Here is a 19,151-nt window from a genome sequence, read left to right on the forward strand (position 1 = left end):
GTTTTGGTAATTAATCCTTGAAATGTTTGATTGGATTTCATTTTATCGCTTTTCGTTGTCCAATGCAAATCAATAAATTAAATGAATGTGCAGGTGCTTCATGAAACTTTCGAATCGATTACAACAAATACATGACCAAATCCCTGAAGGCAGCCGTATAGCGGATATTGGCTCAGATCATGCTTTGCTTCCTGTAGCGGCTGTTCGCAGCGGAAAAGCTGCAAGTGCTGTGGCTGGTGAAGTTAACCCGGGACCTTACGAGGCTGCACGCAAGCAGGTGAGTGATGCAGGGCTGCAGGAACAGATCACTGTGCGCCGTGGAGACGGACTTGAAGTCATCTCTACAGGTGAAGTGGATGTTATTACGATTGCGGGAATGGGCGGGGCATTGATTGCCTCCATACTGGATCGTGGCCTTTCCAAGCTGGAAGAGGTGAAGATGCTTATCCTTCAACCCAATGTGGGTGAAGATATTCTCAGACGCTGGTTGCTGGATCATCATTGGGTAGTCGTAGCCGAACAATTGCTCGAGGAAGATGGCAAGATCTATGAGATTATTACAGCTATGCCGCAAGCATCCAGTCCAATTGCCAATGAGGAAGTGTACCTGGCCAGGCCGCTTGAAGGCGGAGTTGTTTTGACGAAGGAACTTTTGCTGCGCATGGGTCCGTATCTGGTTGATCGACCAACGGACGTATTTTTTGCGAAGTGGGAAAGTGAGATCGTTAAACTGAAGGGCGTGGTGCAATCCATCTCGAAATCCGATCAGGACTCTTCCCGTGAGAAGGCTGCTGAGGTGGAACGTCTGATTGTAAACCTGAAGGAGGTACTCGAATGTTTGCCAAAGGTCAAACGGTAATTCAACTGATGGAGCAGCTGGCTCCCAAACATCTGGCTGTACCAGACGACCGCATTGGTCTGCAGCTGGGCAGTTTGCAAAAAGAGATAAATCACGTGCTGATCGCGCTTGATGTGACAGATGAAGTTGTCGAAGAGGCCATTCGGATTGGTGCCAATCTGATCATTGCACACCATGCTATTATTTTCCGGCCGGTAAAATCATTCAATACGGATACACCAATGGGGAAATTGTATGAAAAACTGATCAAGCATGATATAGCCGTATATATCAGTCATACGAATCTGGATGTGGCTGAAGGCGGGATGAATGACTGGATGGCAGAGGCGATTGGCATCGAGAGCAAGGAGTCATTGGAAGATGTACATACAGACCATCTGTACAAGCTGGCTGTATTTGTCCCGCGTACGCATCATGAGCAGGTGCTTCAAGCCATTCTGGAAGCAGGGGCCGGCAGTATTGGCCAATACAGCAAATGCAGCTTCAACACGGAAGGAATGGGCACTTTTGTCCCCGGAGAAGGGACACAGCCTTATATAGGCGCACAGGGTCAGATGGAGCGTGTCGAGGAGATGCGTATTGAGACCATTGTGCCGCAGAGCCTGCGCAGCAAAGTTGTCCAAGCGATGCTGAAAGCACATCCGTATGAAGAAGTGGCCTATGATCTGTATGCGATGGATCTAAAGGGCCGTACGCTTGGTCTGGGACGATTAGGGCCACTCAAGCAGCCCAAGACACTGGCTGAGCTCGTCGAGGTCGTGAAGGCCCAATTGGACGTGCCTTACGTTCGTGTAGTAGGGGATCTGAATCGACAGATCAAAAAAGCGGCAGTCCTTGGCGGTTCAGGAAGCCGTTATACCATGACCGCACGATTCAAGGGAGCCGATGTCATCGTTACAGGAGATATTGATTATCATACTGCTCACGATGCGCTGATGGCAGGCATGTGCATCATCGACGCCGGGCACAATGCCGAAAAGATTATGAAACCCAAAACAGCCGACTGGCTCCGTTCCCGCTTGGCAGATAAGCGCTATGATACGCAAGTAACCGCCTCGGAGGTCAACACGGAAGTGTTCCGGTTTATTTAATCAATATCTGGATCATCCGTTTCCAGTAATATTAAGCTTGTTTGTGAACCCAAATGCCTGTATACTATGTAATGTTGTTCGGAAAGCTTGACAGACAATCGCTGGTGGCCTTGTTGCCACGAGAGGAAAGTCCGGGCTCCACAGGGCAGGATGCTGGATAACGTCCAGTCAGCGCGAGTTGAAGGATAGTGCCACAGAAATGGACCGCCGATGGCCGGATCTTCCGGCACAGGCAAGGATGGAACCGAGGTGTAAGAGACCCCGAGGAACGCTGGTGACTTCGTTCCTGGTAAACCCCATCTGGAGCAAGACCTAATGGGACACAGTCGACTCTTCGGAGGAGGCAGCCTTAGCCCGAGGTGTGTCTAGGTTGGTCGCTTGAGCTGTGCAGCAATGCATGGCCTAGATAGATGATTGTCGCTTGTGGTGGGAGGGTAGTTCCCGTCTGAACCACGAAGAGCACAGAACCCGGCTTACGGTAAGCTTTCCTAACTGCAACAACATGAAGTGTTAATGAACTACTTACTAAGAAGCTGTAATAGTACTTTTAATTTTAAACATCAATAAGGCGACAGAAACCGATGATCTCGGAATCTGCCGCCTTATTTTTTTGTGCTCATTTGTTTTGAAATTGTAATTCAGTTCATAATACAGCTAATGACAGTTTATTACAGTGTAACAGCTGTATCGGATTGTACAGAGGCATGCCAGCGCTGAATGGCACGATCCATACGTTCTACCGCTTCAGGAAGCAGTTCAGGGTCTGTGTGCGTGAAATTGATCCGCATCCGATTCAATTCGGGAGTTCCTGCGTAAAACGAATCACCAGGGACAATGCACACCTTTTCCTGAATACCGTAGGTAAACAAATTGCTGGCTGACATCGCTTCAGGCAGTTCCAACCACAAGAACATTCCCCCTTGCGGGGAATTCCAACTGATGCCCTCCCAGGCTTTGTCTGTCATAAGTGAAGTCATTTTGTTCATCCGTTTTGCGTAATCTTTCGAGATACTGCGAATATGTCCATCCAGGTCAAACGTTTCGAGCAGGGCATGAAGAGCTCTCTGGTCGATGCTGCTGGAATGCAGATCGGCTCCCTGTTTCGCACGTGCGGCGATCTTGATAATATCCGCAGAAGCAAGAATCCAACCCGTGCGAAGACCCGGGGCTACTGTTTTGGAAAATGTGCTGGTATAGATGACGTTGGACGGTCCTTCATAGGATGCTGCATCCAGTTCCACGAGTGAAGGTGCATCCAACTGTTCCGGATTAAACCGGATTTCGCCATATGGATCGTCCTCCAGAATCAGTACTCCATATTTACGGCACAGGTCAACGGCCTGCTGTCTTCTGGCGCGACTCCATACTTTACCCGATGGGTTTGAGAATGTCGGATTAATGTACACCAGTTTCGGACGCTGCAGTTTTAATTGTTCTTCAAGGGACTCGGGAAGCATTCCCTCTTCATCACAGGCTACACCGTGAGATTCAGCCTGGTAAGAATGGATGACTTGAAGAGCAGCCAGGTAGGTTGGAGACTCGACGAGTACACGGTCACCGGGATCGAGCAGAATGCGGCAGACCAGATCTATAGATTGCTGTGATCCTGTAGTCAGGAGCATATGGTCGGGGGAAGCGGGAATGCCCTTGGATTCCAGACGCTCGGCAATTTTGGCACGCAGCGGTCTGAAGCCTTCCGTTTCTGCATATTGAAGGGCAGAGGCGCCGCTCATAAACACCTGATGGTACGCATCACGTATGGCTTCCACTGGGAATGACGACTGCGCTGGCAAACCTCCGGCAAGTGAAATCATTCCAGGCGCCTGAGCGGCCTGAAGCATGTCGCGAACGACAGAGGACGGGGTGTTTAAAGCCATTTTGGACCAAGGGATATTCATCTGTTCTCATCTCCTGTTATTCACTGTTATACTAATATTATAAACTATAATAGACGGAATGCTATATAACAGTAAAATGTGGATGATAACAGTTGGGGGAGCGGGCATATGCACATTGAATTAAAACGAGGAAGCAGCACCAAGTTGTATATTCAGATCGCGCTCACACTGGCAGACCGAATTCGTTCCGGCCTGATCGAACCTGGAACTCGCCTGCCGTCTGTCCGGAAAATGACGGCAGACCTGGGAGTGAGTCTGGTTACCGTGTCCAAGGCGTATGCCGAACTTGAGGCCATTCAACTAATAACTTGCTCACAGGGGAAAGGGTGTTATGTACGAGGGGCACAAGAGCTGGGAAAAACGGGGGAAATCGAGAAAAATCACCTAGGGGAGCGAAATCATGATGCCAACACCCCATGGAACTGGCAGATGGCACTTGTGGATTATTTGCCGCGGGCACAGCTCTGGCGTCATTTTGACGCTTCTCCACAGGTTCAGTACGAATTACATATGTCGGCCATCCAGCCCGAACTGCTGCCTACGAGTGAAATTATCGATAGTGCATACCGACTGTCCTCCGACCATCCGGAACGTATGGCAGCGTACGGCTCATTTCAGGGGGATCGGGAGCTTCGCCAAACCTTTGCAGGCCATTTTACCGAAAGGGGGCTCCATGTTGCTCCTGAGCGGATGCTGATTACAAGCGGCACACAGCAGGGGATTGATCTTGTTGCTCGCACGTTCGTTGGACCTGGGGATGTGGTGTACATGGAGGCTCCTACTTACACGGGGGCAATTGATGTATTTACAAGCAGGGGGGCCAAAATCATTACCGTACCGATGGACGGTGAAGGGATGCGTATAGATCTGTTAACACGTCTCTGTGATACATACCCGCCGAAGTTGATCTATACCATCCCTACCTATCACAATCCGACAGGTATTACGATGAGTGCCAGAAGGCGGGCACAATTGTTGAATTTGGCCCAAAGTTATCATTGTCTCATTTTGGAGGATGATCCGTTTGCCGATCTTTACTTCCGCGAATCTCCACCGGCATCCATTAAATCGCTGGATGGTACCGGCCATGTCGTTTATATCAAAAGTTTCAGCAAGGTGCTGTCTCCAGGCTGCCGCGTCGCCTGTGCAATCGCAGATGGAAGCGTGCTGACCCGTCTGGTGGCAGCCAAATCCACGGCAGATCTGGGAAGTCCCCTGCTTACTCAAAAAGCTCTTCAATCCTTCATTCAGCATCAGTACAGCTCATACATTCCTCGATTAAGGGAAGAATTGTACACCAGGCTCCGGGCAGCATCCGATGTTCTGGAGAAACACGGTGTGCCGGGTATGTACTGGACTTTGCCTGAAGGCGGATTGAATCTGTGGATCCAGCTGCCGGATGGTCTGGATATGCGGGAGCTGCACCGTCAGTCCCTTGATGCAGGGGTTTCTTTTCTGCCGGGATCTGCCTGTTATGTAGGTGAGACGGATACAGCGAGTCTGCGTATCTGTTTTACGGTGACGAATCTGGAGCGCTTGTGTAAAGGACTTCGGGTATTGTGCAGCGTTATTGAGAAGGTCATGCCTAGGCAGGGTGGGACAACGGCGGACAGGCTGCCGCTTATTTAATTTTCGGGAACAAGGACATACATCCAATCCACTTTCGTCCTGATGCAATACGTTATAGTATCACTTGAAAGGGAGTTGGTTTTGAAATGAACCATTACTGTCCACCGCTTTGCCCGATTGTCTGTGACCCGATCCAGGTTGTTGAGGATTACTACGTTCCGCAAATCGTACCGGTAATTCACCCGATTGAAGTTATCAAAAAAACACACTGTGTGCCGGTTCATCACCACTTGTATCCTGTTGTTGTCAAAGAAGAAGATCCTTGTTATGTATCCAGCCATAACAGCAAGAAAAAAGCCGTGAAAAAATCAGGCAAAGCCCGCACAACGTCCCGCAAACGCTAGTCGCAGCGGGTGCCCCGGGGGAATAGATAACAGGCTAAAAAGCAGCATACGCCCCGGGGCGCAGCTGCTTTTGTTTTTTTTATCAACCCAATCGAAGAATGTTAACACATTCTGCTACTTGGTATATTTTTTCATCGTGTTATCCATCTGCTGCCTCACATGCTGAGGCCAAAACTGTAAGGGTGCACTGTTGCTTGAAGCGGCTTGAAGGGCTTTGTAAACATCGACCTGGCCATAACCATAATATTTGTCGTGACCTGGATCACCAAGGTCGATGACGCTCTGACGCATCAGGTCCATGACCTCCGTATTGGTGAGATCCGGATTCAACGAACGAATTAGGCCTGCAAGTGCAGCGACATGCGGACTGGCCATCGACGTTCCGGATAAGGCAGCATATTGATTATTGGGGTAGGTGCTTGCGATGCTGGAACCCGGCGCCATCACATCCACGTAATCCCCGTAGTTGGAGTACGAAGCTTTGTTCATATCCGGATCGGTTGCAGATACTGCGAACACTTCCGGATATGCGGCAGGGTATCCAGGTCGCTCGGTGTTGTCATTGCCCGTCGCAGCAATCAGGACAATATCCCGATCAAAGGCATACTTGATGGCATCATGCAGAAATTGGGCGTCGGCATAATTACCCAGACTCATATTGATGACCTTGGCCCCATGGTCTGCTGCCCAGATAATGCCTTCGGCAACAGCATATGTGGTTCCTGATCCCGAATTGTCCAGCACCTTCACGGGGAGAACCTTGTTATACCAGCTCATTCCGGCCACGCCTTCACTGTTATTGACTATGGCGCCAATGATTCCGGCTACGTGAGTGCCGTGGCCCACATCGTCAAGTGGTTTGCTTTTAGGTTCCACGACGTTATATCCCTCCAGCAGCTTGCCCCTCAAATCTGGATGATTCAGATCTACTCCGGTATCCACTACGGCAACAATGACGTCTTCTTTCCCTTTTGTAAGGTTCCAGCCGCGATTGGTTTCGATGGCGGGGAGATTCCATTGATAATCGGAGAACAAAATATCGTTGGGAATCGTGACATCGGTTTGTTCAGCTGCGGTCTCATTGGTTAAATACATGTAGTGGGGTTCCATATACAGCGGATTCCATTTGCGTTCGAAATAGGAATGCAGCTGCTCGTAATTCATGTGTTCTGAGCGAAATACGTAGGTGTATCCCAGCTTTCGCGCGGATTGGGTACGGAGATCGGATTTAATGATCCGCATATCCCGTTCACCCGGCTCCTGCCGGAAACGAATAACGATTTCATTTTCGTAAAAATGGCTGGCATTGGCGTTATCATGTCCTGTTTTTACAGTCACCTCGTTTAAGGTATCAGGATGCACGGATTCGATTTTGAATTTGCCCTCACGCGGGTAAGGAATCATGCGCAGGTTTTTGCGCTGATGCTGTTCCACCGCGTTCAGAACGTTTTGGCTAAAGAGTGCAATCACTGCTTTTTTGCCATCCTTGGAGGGCACTCCCATCACGAAGTATTTTTCTTTGCCTAAAGGAAATGAGGAAGATTCAAAGCTTTTGCGTTTCATAACGGCTTTTTTGGCAAGGTTAAGGGAGTGCTCCAGTTTTTGCTGCTCCACCTTGCTTCCTTCACCGGAGGCTTTCGCGAAATGTTTGCTGGTGGAGCCTTTGGTATCCAGTACATCGATGGATCTGATGTGTTCGTGTGTATGCTGTACATCTTGAATGTAACGGCCAAACTCAGCATCACTCATGGTGGCGCTCTTCTCAAGCATAATGCTGAGATGCTGCTTGGCATCCATACGAGTCAATAAATCTGTTGCTTTTACATCCTGAACTTTCAGTTGCTGTTTATTCGCATGTTCCTCATGAGGAGCATCGGGCATGGCACTGGGCTCAGGTGCAGGACGGTTGGATGTCGGAAGCAGCAAGGTCAGCGCAAGCGCTCCCGCACCAGCGGCAATGGCCCAGTTTATCCATTTAGGTCTGGACATGGGGGATATAACCTCCTCTTGTATTTTGGACAGCAGTCATGAGTTCTGTATTCATCGTTGTCCTTGGCATAGTTCTATCGTTAGGAAAAGAGGTTATTTTTATGCAGGTGAAAACGGAACAGACTTCTTATATTAGGTAAGGATCGTGGCGGTTATGTAAAGGATGATTAAGGGATACCGCTCGTCATCTTTTTATGGTAGGATAGTAGCTGAGAATTCAAGGTCAGGGGACAACCACCGTGGCCGGCCTATATGTAAGGACTTATTTAAGGGGGAGCTACCTTTATGTCAGCAGCCAATGTACAGAAAACTTGTGAGTCAACTAGGGAAAAGTTAAAACCTGCTATCGATCGGATCGAACAATTTTTGAATGAAAATGCTTTGCCTGAATTGGATCAGAATCAGACGGAAGAATCAACAACCTTCTACAAAGGATTTCTTTCGGATCTCCGTCATTTGCTTGTTTTTTCTGAAGTTTCTTACGAAAAACTTGGCGTTGTGCTGCGTCGTGCCAATTTTGATGTTGATTTTGCCGAAAAGGCTCTCTATAACACGTATCACCAATGTGTAAACAGCTTTTTCTATCCGAAAAATGAATGTTATTCCGAAGATGGAAGATATGCTTATACAGGTCAGGATGCGATTCGCTTCCGTGACAAGCCGGTTCGGGCAGTACGCGATGTTATTCTTGAAATTTCCAAAACATACGAAGAACTGCGCGATGATTTGGCCTATTATGAAAGTGACTATTTGACTCAGCGTCGGATGCAGAATCAACGCAATCACGCATAAACGTAACATTTAACTTACGATACAAAATGGATGAAACCGCCAGCAATGGCGGTTTTTTAGCGTGTTTTAACTATAAAAACAAATCCGAATGCATGTCATCATCTGACATCTCGCCAGAGAATAGCCGATTTACGCTGGGGAGACAATAGAGGTCGAGGTGATAAATAAATGAGCCAAGACAAGCCAATTGTCAAATGCAGCGTGTCCAACTGTCATTTCTGGGGAGAAAACAATTTTTGCCATGCTGATGCCATCATGATTGACATTGACCAACATGCTACCCGCCGCTTGCATGAAGAATTTGCCGGGGAAACGTTTGATTCAGATCATCAGGATCATGCGCGTACTTCCTCAGCAACATGCTGTCACACATTCAAACCGAAGTGAGCAGTCATCCCTATTCATAATGGAGGTGCTTTGAAGTGAAGAATGACAACAAAGAGGATTATCCATTTCATCGATCCAAAACCGCCACTCCGGCAAATGTGAAAAAACGTGAACGTGTGGATTATCCACGACGTGAACATCGCGAGGAGTACGGCGCAGAAGTAGCTCCTCCGGCTTCCGTACGTACAGAACGCCCGGAGCGTGCTGCAGCAGCCCCCGAAAAGCATGAAGCTGACCGCGTCATGGAGTCAACCGGAAAAGTCTCCGGTTATATTGGACTTGCTTGCGGGATTGCATCCTTATTCATGTGGTCCATCGTACTTGGCCCGGCTGCAGCCGTGCTTGGTTACTATGCTTATGTGAACGGCCGTAAAACGACAGGAGCTTGGTCCATTGGACTTGGCGCACTCGCTACGATCAGTTATTTTTTCATGATTCCATTTGCCCGTTAAATTCATGTCAGCAGTTGCAAAGAATAGAATAAATTTTTTCTAAATGATCAGTATTTCTAACCTTCTGCCTTCCCGTCAATACGGGCTATGGAGAAGGTTTTTTCATATTTGCGCAAATGTGAGGATAATAATGGATTATTTTCTGAAAACAATGGAACCTTTTTGTAAAACGATGTAGAATATAGGCATAATATACGTTTATTTATACGGGAGTGGGATAACAGATGCAGATTGATCCAAGCGGGTCACGGCAATTACTGGAATTGCAATTGTCCAATGTTGCCAATCAAACGAATGTGTCAGGTGAAACGACTGGTTCATCTGTGGACTTCGCCAATATGATGGACGGGCTGTTAAGTGCGGATACAAGCAGTAGCGAGGCATCTTCTTCAACGTCCGTTGGCCTCTCCAAAAGATCAAGTGACGGCTTGTTATGGTTACAACTGGGCAGTTTGTATAACTCGGATTCCAACACTATTTCCTCCAGCAGCAGTGAGAGTGTGTCTTTATCGTCTCTTACGAACACGGGGGCCGTTGATTCTACATCATCCGTACCGACGGATTTTGAATCTTTGATCGCCTCGGCGAGTGCCAAGTATGGTGTACCTGAATCTCTGATCAAGGCTGTGATTGATACGGAATCCGGATTTAACCCCAATGTGGTATCCTCTGCCGGTGCCAAGGGTCTGATGCAATTAATGGATGGTACAGCTGCGGGACTGGGGATAAGCAATGCCTTTGACCCTGCTCAAAATATAGATGCCGGAACCAAATATCTTTCCCTTCAGCTTCAGCGTTTTGGTGGCGAAGTGAAGATGGCGCTTGCGGCTTATAATGCCGGCCCAGGGCGCGTTTCCCGTCTGGGTGTGTCCAATGACAGTGAATTGATGAGCGTACTGCACCTTCTGCCTGCCGAGACCCAGGCGTACATTTCCAAAGTGGAAAAGGCACAGTCGAAATATACGGCTTAAGTCAAAGACTATTTTTTTACAGCGAGTTGAGGAAGAGATCAATTCAGGAGCATGCATGGAAAGCCGGCCTGTTCCTGTTTGGTCTTTTTGTGTTGGGGCGGGATCGTGTTACAATGCTCACTGTAGGTTCACGAGAACATCTGAAGGAGGTCTGACCTCATTTGAAATATTTTGATTATGCAGCAACGACTCCTCCTGATTCAGACGTGGTTCGAACGATGGCTGAAATTATGGAGGCTCATTATGGCAATCCTTCATCCATTCATGGGTACGGAGAGCGAGCCGATCAACTGCTGAGACGGGCACGATCCGGTTGTGCAGCTGCCATAGGTGTTAAGCCCGAGGAGATCGTGTTCACTTCCGGAGCAACCGAGAGCAACAATCTTGCGATCAAAGGGGCAGCATTAAGATATCAGTCGCGCGGAAAACATATCATTAGCACGGCTACCGAACATGCTTCGGTATACGAAAGTTTTTTGCAATTGCAGCAGTGGGGATGGGAAGTGACCTGGGTGCCCGTGGATTCCGATGGCCGCGTTAGCGCTCAGCAGATTATGGATTCATTAAGACCGGATACGGTTCTTGTGAGCCTGATGCATGTAAACAATGAAACAGGGGTCATCCAGCCCGTTGCAGAAATCGGCAATCGTTTAAAAAGAGAAGCACCTCGCATCCTTTTTCATGTCGATGGAGTGCAGGGATTTGGCAAATTGGAGGCAAAGCCCGCATCATGGGGTGCTGATCTGTACAGCTTGTCTGCTCACAAAATCCGTGGACCCAAGGGAGCGGGGCTTCTGTATGTACGGAATGGGGTCGAGCTTACTCCCTTGTTATCTGGTGGTTCACAGGAGCAGGGCATGAGGGCTGGAACCGAAAATGTCCCCTTACTTGTAGGTATGGCGAAGGCAATGCGTCTTGCTGAAGAACGGCAGTTGGATTTTGCTAGGCGTACAACCGTGTTGAGAGATCGAATTATGGAGACTATCGAAACGATTCCAGGACTCGTCCTGAACAGCCGTAAAGATGGTGCTCCTCACATTATCCATTTTTCTTATCCCGGCATGAAGGCTGAGGTGGCGCTCCATACGCTGGAACAACTCGGAATTACCGTATCTACGCAATCGGCCTGCTCCTCCAGGTCTGCCGAGCCTAGCCGGGTATTGCTTGCGATGGGAAGAGATGCGGCTAACGCTGCAGGTGGACTGCGGATCAGTCTTGGGGATGAACATACAGAAGAAGATGTGGCCTTGCTGGAGCAGGCGCTGCATCAGATGGTGGCGCAGCTGCGCCCGTTGGAAAGGCGGATGTAAAGTCAAATGAAATACGATATGCTGCTTCTCCGTTTTGGAGAATTTATGTTAAAAGGTAAAAATCGTGCACGATTCGAGAAAACGATCATCACTCAGGTGAGAGCACTGCTTAAGCCGTACCCCGGCGCAAGCCTGCGCAAGGAATTTGGGCGATTGTACGTGGATCTCGGTGGTGAATCACACACGGAATTGATCGCAGTACTGAAACGGGTGTTTGGTGTCATGTCCATTAGCCCGGTCAAAGTAACGCCTTCAGTGCTTGAAGACATCGTGGAAACGGCTGTTGCTTTTATGGATGAGAGGGAGCATGAGTTCAAGGAAGGCACAACCTTCAAAGTGAACACCCGCCGGGTGTGGAAAGAGTTTTCGCATTCTTCACATGAAATGAATCACATGGTGGGTTCCCCGATTCTAAGAAAATTTCAACAGCTTAGCGTGGATGTACGTAACCCGGACATCGAACTGCGAGTAGAGATTCGGGATCAAGGAACGTACATTTTCAATGAAGTGATTCCTGCCGTTGGCGGGTTCCCTCTCGGTACAAATGGCAAAGCAATGATGCTGCTGTCCGGTGGAATTGACAGTCCTGTTGCAGCCTGGGCTTCCATGCGTCGTGGACTGGAAGTGGAATGTGTACACTTTTACAGTTACCCGTTCACCAGCCAGCGTGCGAAGGAGAAGGTAATCGACCTTGCCCGAGCCTTGGCTGATCATGCAGGTACAATAAAGCTGCACCTGGTTCCTTTTACAGAGATTCAAACGGCTTTTACCCAGTTGGGACAGGACAATCTCATCATTACACTGATGCGTCGCTCCATGCTGCGAATTGCAACGAAGCTGGCTGAACGTGAGCGTGCCCTTGCAATTATTACCGGAGATAGTCTTGGACAAGTGGCAAGCCAGACGCTGCCTAGCATGAATGTCATTGGGCGTGCCACGGAACTTCCGCTTCTGCGCCCTCTGGTGATGATGGACAAACAGGAAATTATTACACTGTCCAAACAGATTGGGACATATGATATCTCGATTCTGCCTTACGAGGATTGCTGCACCCTGTTTGTGCCGAAATCACCTACCACGAACCCGAACCTTCGCATCGTGGATAAAATAGAAGCGACAATGAGCCAACTTCCTGAATGGATAGAGAAAGCTGTGGCTCAGACGGAAACCATCGTTCTTCATGCAGGTGAATCAGCCCCTGCAACCGATGAGAACAAAGAGAACGAGATCAAGGAAGACTGGTTCTGATGATCTGATGATGGTGGATGACATAATAAGGACTATGTTACCTTAAATGGAAAAAGGACTAGCCGATGGAAAATCGGTCAGTCCTTTTTGTTTGGTGCCTATGAGTATGAACGCTGCTGTTCCCCGCTGCGTCTATTGTTGCTTGAGCGTTTACGGTATCCTGCAAACACCACACCTGCAACGACCAGAACGATAAACAGAATGCGCAGTGCGGGATGCTCGGTGAAGAATGGCACAAGTCGGTGTTCCTCGGTAATCATGTGTGAGGCGGTATAACCAAGTACAATAGCCCCAACATAAATAATCCATGGGAAGTGATTGATCAGCTTGATGAATAGGGTACTTCCCCATACGATAATCGGGACACTGATCAGAAGTCCGATGATAACAAGCACCAAATGCTGTTCAGCCGCGCCTGCCACCGCAATGACATTGTCCAGTCCCATGGCGGCATCTGCAATAACGATAGTCCGTACAGCAACCCATAGGGAGCTGCCTGCCTTGATATCATTATGCTCCTCACCCTGGTCGGCCAATAACTTATAGGCAATCCAGATCAGCAAGATGCCACCAACCAGCAGCAGCCAAGGTACCTTGAGCAGCCAAAGTACAACGACTGTGGCTACAATCCGGATCACTAGGGCGCCTGCTGTCCCGTAGAGAATCGCCTTTTTCTGCACGGAAGGGTGCAAATTACGTGCTGCAAGACCAATAACGATTGCATTATCGCCAGCCAGCATGAGATCAATAAATACAATTTTCAACAAAGCAAGCCAAAAAACAGCGCTAAATAGCTCCATATGCTGTCACTCCTTCTATATGTCCGAACCCTAAAAAGCTTGTTCAATCGTTAAGAATAGCATGGACAACTTTGACATACAAGTAAGAGTGGGGGGAGGAGAAGCATGGATACATTGTGGCTGTTGACGGAAATTTTAATGATCAATCTGGTTTTGAGTGGAGATAATGCGGTAGTTATTGCTCTCGCGAGTAAGGATCTGCCTGAAAGGCAGCGCAAGCAAGCCGTATGGTGGGGGGCTTTTGGTGCCGTCGTACTTCGATGTGTGTTGACATTTGCAGCGGTGTTAATGCTGGGGATTCCCTTCATACAGGCAGCCGGTGGGATATTGCTTTTCTGGATTGCCGTGAAACTCCTGCTTCAAAATGAAGATGAAGTACATATTCGGGAAGCTTCCACGACTTGGAAAGCGGTTCAGACGATTTTGATTGCTGATTTTGTAATGAGTTTGGACAACGTACTTGCCATTGCAGCATTGGCTGAAGGGGACTTGGCACTTATCGTCATCGGAATTGCGATTAGCATTCCCATTGTGGTGTGGGGGAGTGGTTTAATCGTCGGTTTGCTGAAGCGATTTCCGATACTGGTGTTTGCCGGTTCAGGAATTTTGGCCTTCACAGCGGGAGAAATGGTGATGAGCGATCCGAAGCTGGGTCAATGGCTCGGCAGCTTGGCGGCTGAAGCCCACACTCTCCTTCCGGTAGCGATGGCGGGTCTTGTCATTGCGGTCGGAGGAGCGCATAAGTTTGTAAGGCGGAATGTATAAACTGGTGGTCTGGGTAGGCAGCAGAATAACAGCATACAGTGGAGGACAACCGTCTGCCGAGGGCGGTTTTTTTGTTGAATTCAATCGTACCATGTTGTAAAAATTGGTGGATGAGGGATGATCCAGCCCCCTTGGGGTAATACATGATAGAACTGTGACGAAATGCGACATCAAGTATAGTTTTTTGCAAAAACATGGGCTACACTAGAGGCAGGATTACGAAAGCTGGTCATCATGAAAAGACTAATTTGTTTAGCTTACAACCTACATAGCCAAATGATATAAGAGGTGAGTGCAGATGAACATGAGAAATGAAAAAGCGATCGGAATATTTATTGTGGCCGCAGGTATATTTATTTTGCTTGGCAAACTTGGGGTGTTTGGCTTTATTGGACGTCATTTCTGGCCTTTGCTTATTTTGCTGCCGGGAATTGCTCTCCACGCCCTGTATTATGCAAGAATATCCCCCGCCTGGTCGCTTTTTCCGGCAGGGATGTTAACCGTATATGGCATTTTATTCGGCATTACGAACACATGGGGTGGAGGGCTGATGAGCAGCCTGTGGCCTGCCTTGTTGCTGGGAATTGCCGTTGGTTTGCTGGAATATGGGCTCGCAGAACGCCATAGACCCGAGTTCGTGTTGCCAGCAGCATTGGCTATTGGCGCTCTGTCCATTGTATTGTTCGGTTTCACCTTGCTTCACACCGGAATTATCTATGTGTTAGCTGTCCTTCTCATTTTGGGCGGGATCTGGCTGCTGCTTGGACGAGGGCGTCCACGGAGGGGCTGGTAACATTCCCAGATGTTCCTCCAAGCGAAATATCTTGATTTTTAGCTATGATCAACTATAATATAAGGGATAAAGACATGCGTCGGGATATCACCGACGCTTATTTTGGGTGAGTAACCTGCAGAAAAGCGGGAAGTTTAGTAGATAAGAATTGAAATTGGAAAGGATATGGATACAAACCATGCATTCAAGAGAACACATTCGCAATATTGCGATTATTGCCCACGTCGACCACGGGAAAACAACGCTAGTCGACAAGTTGCTCCAGCAATCCGGTACTTTCCGTGATCACGAAACGGTACAGGAGCGCGCAATGGACTCCAACGATCTGGAGCGTGAACGCGGTATTACGATTTTGGCCAAAAACACGGCTATTACCTATAAAGACTATCTGATCAACATTGTAGATACACCAGGACACGCCGACTTCGGTGGTGAAGTAGAACGTATCATGAAAATGGTTGACGGCGTATTGCTCGTTGTTGATGCTTATGAGGGCTGTATGCCACAAACGAAGTTCGTACTTCGTAAAGCACTGGAGCACAACCTGACTCCGATCGTTATTGTAAACAAAATTGACCGTCCAGCGGCTCGTCCGGCTGAGGTTATTGATGAAGTACTTGACCTGTTTATCGAACTGGGTGCCAGCGATGAACAACTTGAATTCCCTGTCGTATATGCTTCCGCATTGAACGGAACATCCAGCATGGAAGACGATCCTGCCAAACAAGATGACAACATGATGGCGATCTACGATACCATCGTAAGTCATATCCCTCATCCAACAGAGAACGTTGAAGAGCCACTTCAATTCCTCGTTACGCTGATGGACTATAATGAATACCTCGGACGTATTGCTATCGGTCGTGTAAACCGCGGTGTGATTCGTCAAGGCCAATCCGTTACTGTTATTATGCGTGATGGCAAAAGCAAAACAGCTCGTATCGAGAAACTGTTTGGTTTCCAAGGTCTGAAACGTGTTGAGACAGAGGAAGCTGGCGCAGGTGACATCGTTGCGATCGCGGGTATTAAGGATATCAACATTGGTGAAACGATTGCTGACCCGAACAACCCTGAGGCTTTGCCGGTTCTGAAAATTGATGAGCCAACACTGCAAATGACATTCCTCGTAAACAACAGTCCATTCGCAGGCCGTGAAGGTAAATGGGTAACTTCCCGTAAACTGCGCGAGCGTTTGTTGAAAGAATTGGAAACTGACGTATCCCTTCGTGTTGAAGAAACAGAGAGCCCAGATGCATTTATCGTTTCCGGACGTGGTGAGCTTCACCTCGGTATCCTGATTGAAAATATGCGTCGTGAAGGATATGAGCTTCAAGTATCCAAACCAGAAGTTATCGTCAAAGAAATTGACGGTAAGAAAATGGAACCTCTTGAGCGCTTGTTGATTGATATCCCTGAAGAAAGCATGGGTTCCGTCATGGAGAGCCTGGGCGCACGTAAAGCAGAAATGGTGAACATGGTTAACTCGGGTAGCGGTCAAGTACGTCTGGAGTTCCTGATTCCTGCACGTGGTCTGATTGGATACAGCACCAACTTCCTGACATTGACTCGTGGTTATGGTGTAATGAACCATGCATTTGACAGCTACGCTCCAGTAGTATCCGGTCAAGTGGGTGGACGTCACCAAGGTGTACTGATCTCAACTGAAACGGGTACATCTACGTTCTATGGAATGATGGGTGTTGAGGATCGTGGTACACTCTTCCTTGAGCCTGGAACAGAAATTTACGAAGGTATGATTGTTGGTGAGCATACACGAGACAATGATATCGTTGTCAATATCTGCAAAGAAAAACAATTGACTAACGTTCGTTCTTCAGGTAAAGATGATACGGTTAAAATTAAAACTCCGATTATCTTCTCGTTGGAACAGGCGCTTGAATATCTGAATGAAGATGAATATTGTGAGATTACTCCAAAATCTATTCGTCTTCGTAAGAAGATCCTGAACAAATCCGAACGTGAGCGTGCAGAGAAACAACGTAAAATGGCTGCAAAATAACGCTTAATCATAACTAACAAAAAATAGTATGTATAAGTTAACGTTTGATGTCTTCCAAATGTATTTGGGTTAATGCTGCATATGTAGTGGAGGGAACGGAATCGATTCTGAAGAAGCAAAGCGTTCGCCTTTATCTCCGGATTTTCCCATTTGAGTAATGGTTCAAAAAATCTGGAGATAACAGCGATCGAAAGAACGATCCGAACCCGAAACGGTCACTAATGCTTGCTTGAATTCCCAATTACGTTTTGTTAAATCAACCAGATAACTTATACAAGCATGATCACGAAAGGAGCTGACTGTGCATGCAAGCATGGTTTGCATCAAACCCGATCGTAGCCTACATCGTCATCTTTGTGCTGATTACTTACGTATATAACAAGGTGTTTCGGGTACGTCAGAAATTGCCGCTTGTGAAGGAAATCTTTCTTTATCTATTGATGGCGATGGGCACATTCATGCTTCTTATTTTTCAGATCGACAAGCTGCCCATTATTCAATGTTTGCTGGTAGCGGTTGGTCTGATGTTGTTAGTGCGAGTGCGCTATTTCATCGAAGGTCGTCAAAAGAAAAAGGCGGAAGCTGCCGCCAGAAACTCATAAAATCTGTCTTTGTACAGACCATCCGTTTTCCTTCGGGAAAGCGGTTGTCTTTTATTTGGACAAAAACAGATGTGATAAAGGTGTTGAAGATATGAACTCGAATTCGAACGGACTGCCTCCCCGTAGACAGGCACCGACCAAATCCAGTGCTTCAGGGTCCAGCAACAGTAAAGGTAAACCACCCAAAAAGAAAAAGCGAATGCGTACTTTTGCTAAGCTCGTTTTGAGCTTGTTGGTGATTGCCATTGTTGTAGGAGGCGGTTATCTCTACTGGGTATACAACCAGGTGGCAGACACCGGCATAAACAAGCCAGTGCCTCCGGGGATGTCCGCAAAGACGAAGCCCATTACGATGCTGCTATTAGGTACGGACAACCGGCCTGAAACGGGAACCTATCTGTCCGATGTGGTCATGGTAGCAGCCATGAACCCGGATACGAAAACGGCCACGATTGTCTCCTTGCCTCGCGATACCCGGATTGAACTGGAAGGATACAAGGCAAATAAACTGAATTCATACTATCCCAAGTTTAAAGCCCAAGAGAAAACCTCCGGAAAAAATGCGGAGGATCAAATGAAAGAAATGATGGGCAAGTATTTCGACGTAGACATCAATTACACAACGGTGCTTAATTTTCAGGCATTCCGCGATGTGGTAGATGCTGTGGGCGGCGTGGATGTGACAGTGGATAAAAACATGTGTTACAGGGATACGGCTGATGGTACGGATATTAATCTGGTTGCTGGTGATCAGCACCTGGATGGCAAGCAAGCGCTTGACTTTGTGCGTTACCGTAAATCCAACTGTGATCCCAAAACGGATGAATCCAACGACTTTGACCGGAATAAACGTCAAAACCAGGTCCTGAATTCCATGCTGGATCAGATGAAATCACTTGGTGGTGTGACGAAGATCAGCAAAGTAATTGGTGCTGTAGATGACAACATGACAACGGATGTAGAGTCCGAACAGATGAAGAACTTCATCGCTACGTATTGGAATATTTCAAAATCGGATGTTCACTATACACCTGTGACTGGCGACTGGAGAAGTCCATATGTATATGTGAATGAGACGGAACTTGCCAATGCAAAACAGGCGTTGCAAGATACGCTCTCAGGTAAAGTAACGTCCTCGCCGGCGGGGGAATAGCTGGGGATTGGAAGCAAGTTTCCGGGTATGTTATAATAGCATAAATCA

Annotated in this window: 18 protein-coding genes and 1 other RNA gene; 16 read left to right on the forward strand and 3 right to left on the reverse strand. The window is 47.8% G+C overall.

The features are described 5' to 3' along the window. Nucleotides 1-100: 100 nt before the first annotated feature. The 3 genes from HP552_RS21930 to rnpB all read left to right on the forward strand — a co-directional run bounded on the left by HP552_RS21930 (nt 101) and on the right by rnpB (nt 2,441). Nucleotides 101-859 carry a tRNA (adenine(22)-N(1))-methyltransferase gene (locus HP552_RS21930; RefSeq protein ID WP_175397502.1) on the forward strand — a complete coding sequence of 253 codons (759 nt, stop codon included), beginning with the start codon at nt 101-103 and terminating at the stop codon, nt 857-859. Beyond that, nucleotides 835-1,950: a Nif3-like dinuclear metal center hexameric protein gene (locus HP552_RS21935; RefSeq protein ID WP_175397503.1), complete on the forward strand. Its 1,116-nt coding sequence runs from the start codon at nt 835-837 to the stop codon at nt 1,948-1,950. Before HP552_RS21930 ends, HP552_RS21935 begins: the two co-directional genes overlap by 25 nt. Before the next feature lie 82 nt (nt 1,951-2,032). Continuing rightward, nucleotides 2,033-2,441: RNase P RNA component class A (rnpB, locus tag HP552_RS21940), an RNA gene on the forward strand. Nucleotides 2,442-2,618: 177 nt separating this feature from the next. Here rnpB and HP552_RS21945 read toward each other — a convergent pair. After that, nucleotides 2,619-3,848 (reverse strand): aminotransferase-like domain-containing protein, encoded by a 1,230-nt coding sequence (locus HP552_RS21945; RefSeq protein WP_175397504.1) that lies wholly within the window; start codon nt 3,846-3,848, stop codon nt 2,619-2,621. Between the two features lie 108 nt (nt 3,849-3,956). Between HP552_RS21945 and pdxR the strand changes: the two genes are divergently transcribed. Both pdxR and HP552_RS21955 read left to right on the forward strand, forming a co-directional pair. Continuing rightward, nucleotides 3,957-5,477 carry a MocR-like pyridoxine biosynthesis transcription factor PdxR gene (gene pdxR, locus HP552_RS21950; RefSeq protein WP_175397505.1) on the forward strand — a complete coding sequence of 507 codons (1,521 nt, stop codon included), beginning with the start codon at nt 3,957-3,959 and terminating at the stop codon, nt 5,475-5,477. 86 nt (nt 5,478-5,563) lie between these two features. Then, nucleotides 5,564-5,821, forward strand: a complete 258-nt coding sequence (locus HP552_RS21955) for a hypothetical protein (protein ID WP_175397506.1) — start codon at nt 5,564-5,566, stop codon at nt 5,819-5,821. A 114-nt stretch (nt 5,822-5,935) separates the two neighbouring features. Here HP552_RS21955 and HP552_RS21960 read toward each other — a convergent pair whose 3' ends face one another. After that, complete coding sequence (locus HP552_RS21960) at nt 5,936-7,810, reverse strand: S8 family peptidase (RefSeq protein ID WP_175397507.1); 1,875 nt, start codon at nt 7,808-7,810, stop codon at nt 5,936-5,938. A gap of 285 nt (nt 7,811-8,095) precedes the next feature. Here HP552_RS21960 and HP552_RS21965 point away from each other — a divergent pair, with 285 nt between their 5' ends. From HP552_RS21965 to thiI, 6 genes are all read left to right on the forward strand, one after another. Then, a complete protein-coding gene (locus HP552_RS21965; protein WP_175397508.1) occupies nt 8,096-8,602 on the forward strand; it encodes a YpuI family protein in 507 nt (168 codons plus the stop codon). Between the two features lie 168 nt (nt 8,603-8,770). Further along, nucleotides 8,771-8,989, forward strand: a complete 219-nt coding sequence (locus HP552_RS21970) for a DUF1540 domain-containing protein (RefSeq protein ID WP_095289916.1) — start codon at nt 8,771-8,773, stop codon at nt 8,987-8,989. Between the two features lie 98 nt (nt 8,990-9,087). Further along, nucleotides 9,088-9,441: a hypothetical protein gene (locus tag HP552_RS21975; protein WP_175397618.1), complete on the forward strand. Its 354-nt coding sequence runs from the start codon at nt 9,088-9,090 to the stop codon at nt 9,439-9,441. Between the two features lie 224 nt (nt 9,442-9,665). Further along, entirely contained in the window at nt 9,666-10,412 is a 747-nt protein-coding gene (locus HP552_RS21980; RefSeq protein WP_175397509.1) for a lytic transglycosylase domain-containing protein, read from the forward strand. Between the two features lie 161 nt (nt 10,413-10,573). After that, on the forward strand, nt 10,574-11,722 hold the full coding sequence (locus HP552_RS21985) for a cysteine desulfurase family protein (protein WP_175397510.1): 1,149 nt from the start codon (nt 10,574-10,576) through the stop codon (nt 11,720-11,722). Between the two features lie 6 nt (nt 11,723-11,728). Beyond that, a complete protein-coding gene (thiI, locus tag HP552_RS21990; protein ID WP_175397511.1) occupies nt 11,729-12,970 on the forward strand; it encodes a tRNA uracil 4-sulfurtransferase ThiI in 1,242 nt (413 codons plus the stop codon). 98 nt (nt 12,971-13,068) lie between these two features. Here the strand turns inward: thiI and HP552_RS21995 are convergent, their stop codons facing one another. Beyond that, complete coding sequence (locus tag HP552_RS21995) at nt 13,069-13,770, reverse strand: TerC family protein (protein ID WP_175397512.1); 702 nt, start codon at nt 13,768-13,770, stop codon at nt 13,069-13,071. A 105-nt stretch (nt 13,771-13,875) separates the two neighbouring features. Here HP552_RS21995 and HP552_RS22000 point away from each other — a divergent pair, with 105 nt between their 5' ends. The 5 genes from HP552_RS22000 to HP552_RS22020 all read left to right on the forward strand — a co-directional run bounded on the left by HP552_RS22000 (nt 13,876) and on the right by HP552_RS22020 (nt 19,103). Beyond that, entirely contained in the window at nt 13,876-14,535 is a 660-nt protein-coding gene (locus HP552_RS22000) for a TerC family protein (protein ID WP_175397513.1), read from the forward strand. Between the two features lie 298 nt (nt 14,536-14,833). Further along, nucleotides 14,834-15,328: a hypothetical protein gene (locus HP552_RS22005; protein ID WP_175397514.1), complete on the forward strand. Its 495-nt coding sequence runs from the start codon at nt 14,834-14,836 to the stop codon at nt 15,326-15,328. Nucleotides 15,329-15,506: 178 nt separating this feature from the next. Beyond that, nucleotides 15,507-17,348, forward strand: a complete 1,842-nt coding sequence (gene typA, locus HP552_RS22010; protein WP_175397515.1) for a translational GTPase TypA — start codon at nt 15,507-15,509, stop codon at nt 17,346-17,348. Between the two features lie 305 nt (nt 17,349-17,653). Continuing rightward, a complete protein-coding gene (locus tag HP552_RS22015) occupies nt 17,654-17,950 on the forward strand; it encodes a YlaH-like family protein (protein WP_175397516.1) in 297 nt (98 codons plus the stop codon). Between the two features lie 91 nt (nt 17,951-18,041). Further along, nucleotides 18,042-19,103 (forward strand): LCP family protein, encoded by a 1,062-nt coding sequence (locus HP552_RS22020; protein ID WP_175397517.1) that lies wholly within the window; start codon nt 18,042-18,044, stop codon nt 19,101-19,103. The last annotated feature ends 48 nt before the right edge of the window (nt 19,104-19,151 follow it).

Origin of the sequence: Paenibacillus xylanilyticus (assembly GCF_013359935.1) — a bacterium.
Taxonomy (GTDB): domain Bacteria; phylum Bacillota; class Bacilli; order Paenibacillales; family Paenibacillaceae; genus Paenibacillus; species Paenibacillus xylanilyticus.

Excerpts from the sequence above, each read along its gene's own strand:
- HP552_RS21930 (WP_175397502.1), top strand. The coding sequence starts at position 101 with ATGAAACTTTCGAATCGATTACAACAAATACATGACCAAATCCCTGAA.
- HP552_RS21935 (WP_175397503.1), top strand. The coding sequence starts at position 835 with ATGTTTGCCAAAGGTCAAACGGTAATTCAACTGATGGAGCAGCTGGCT.
- HP552_RS21945 (WP_175397504.1), bottom strand. The coding sequence starts at position 3,848 with ATGAATATCCCTTGGTCCAAAATGGCTTTAAACACCCCGTCCTCTGTC.
- pdxR (WP_175397505.1), top strand. The coding sequence starts at position 3,957 with ATGCACATTGAATTAAAACGAGGAAGCAGCACCAAGTTGTATATTCAG.
- HP552_RS21955 (WP_175397506.1), top strand. The coding sequence starts at position 5,564 with ATGAACCATTACTGTCCACCGCTTTGCCCGATTGTCTGTGACCCGATC.
- HP552_RS21960 (WP_175397507.1), bottom strand. The coding sequence starts at position 7,810 with ATGTCCAGACCTAAATGGATAAACTGGGCCATTGCCGCTGGTGCGGGA.
- HP552_RS21965 (WP_175397508.1), top strand. The coding sequence starts at position 8,096 with ATGTCAGCAGCCAATGTACAGAAAACTTGTGAGTCAACTAGGGAAAAG.
- HP552_RS21970 (WP_095289916.1), top strand. The coding sequence starts at position 8,771 with ATGAGCCAAGACAAGCCAATTGTCAAATGCAGCGTGTCCAACTGTCAT.
- HP552_RS21980 (WP_175397509.1), top strand. The coding sequence starts at position 9,666 with ATGCAGATTGATCCAAGCGGGTCACGGCAATTACTGGAATTGCAATTG.
- thiI (WP_175397511.1), top strand. The coding sequence starts at position 11,729 with ATGAAATACGATATGCTGCTTCTCCGTTTTGGAGAATTTATGTTAAAA.
- HP552_RS21995 (WP_175397512.1), bottom strand. The coding sequence starts at position 13,770 with ATGGAGCTATTTAGCGCTGTTTTTTGGCTTGCTTTGTTGAAAATTGTA.
- HP552_RS22000 (WP_175397513.1), top strand. The coding sequence starts at position 13,876 with ATGGATACATTGTGGCTGTTGACGGAAATTTTAATGATCAATCTGGTT.
- HP552_RS22005 (WP_175397514.1), top strand. The coding sequence starts at position 14,834 with ATGAACATGAGAAATGAAAAAGCGATCGGAATATTTATTGTGGCCGCA.
- typA (WP_175397515.1), top strand. The coding sequence starts at position 15,507 with ATGCATTCAAGAGAACACATTCGCAATATTGCGATTATTGCCCACGTC.
- HP552_RS22015 (WP_175397516.1), top strand. The coding sequence starts at position 17,654 with ATGCAAGCATGGTTTGCATCAAACCCGATCGTAGCCTACATCGTCATC.
- HP552_RS22020 (WP_175397517.1), top strand. The coding sequence starts at position 18,042 with ATGAACTCGAATTCGAACGGACTGCCTCCCCGTAGACAGGCACCGACC.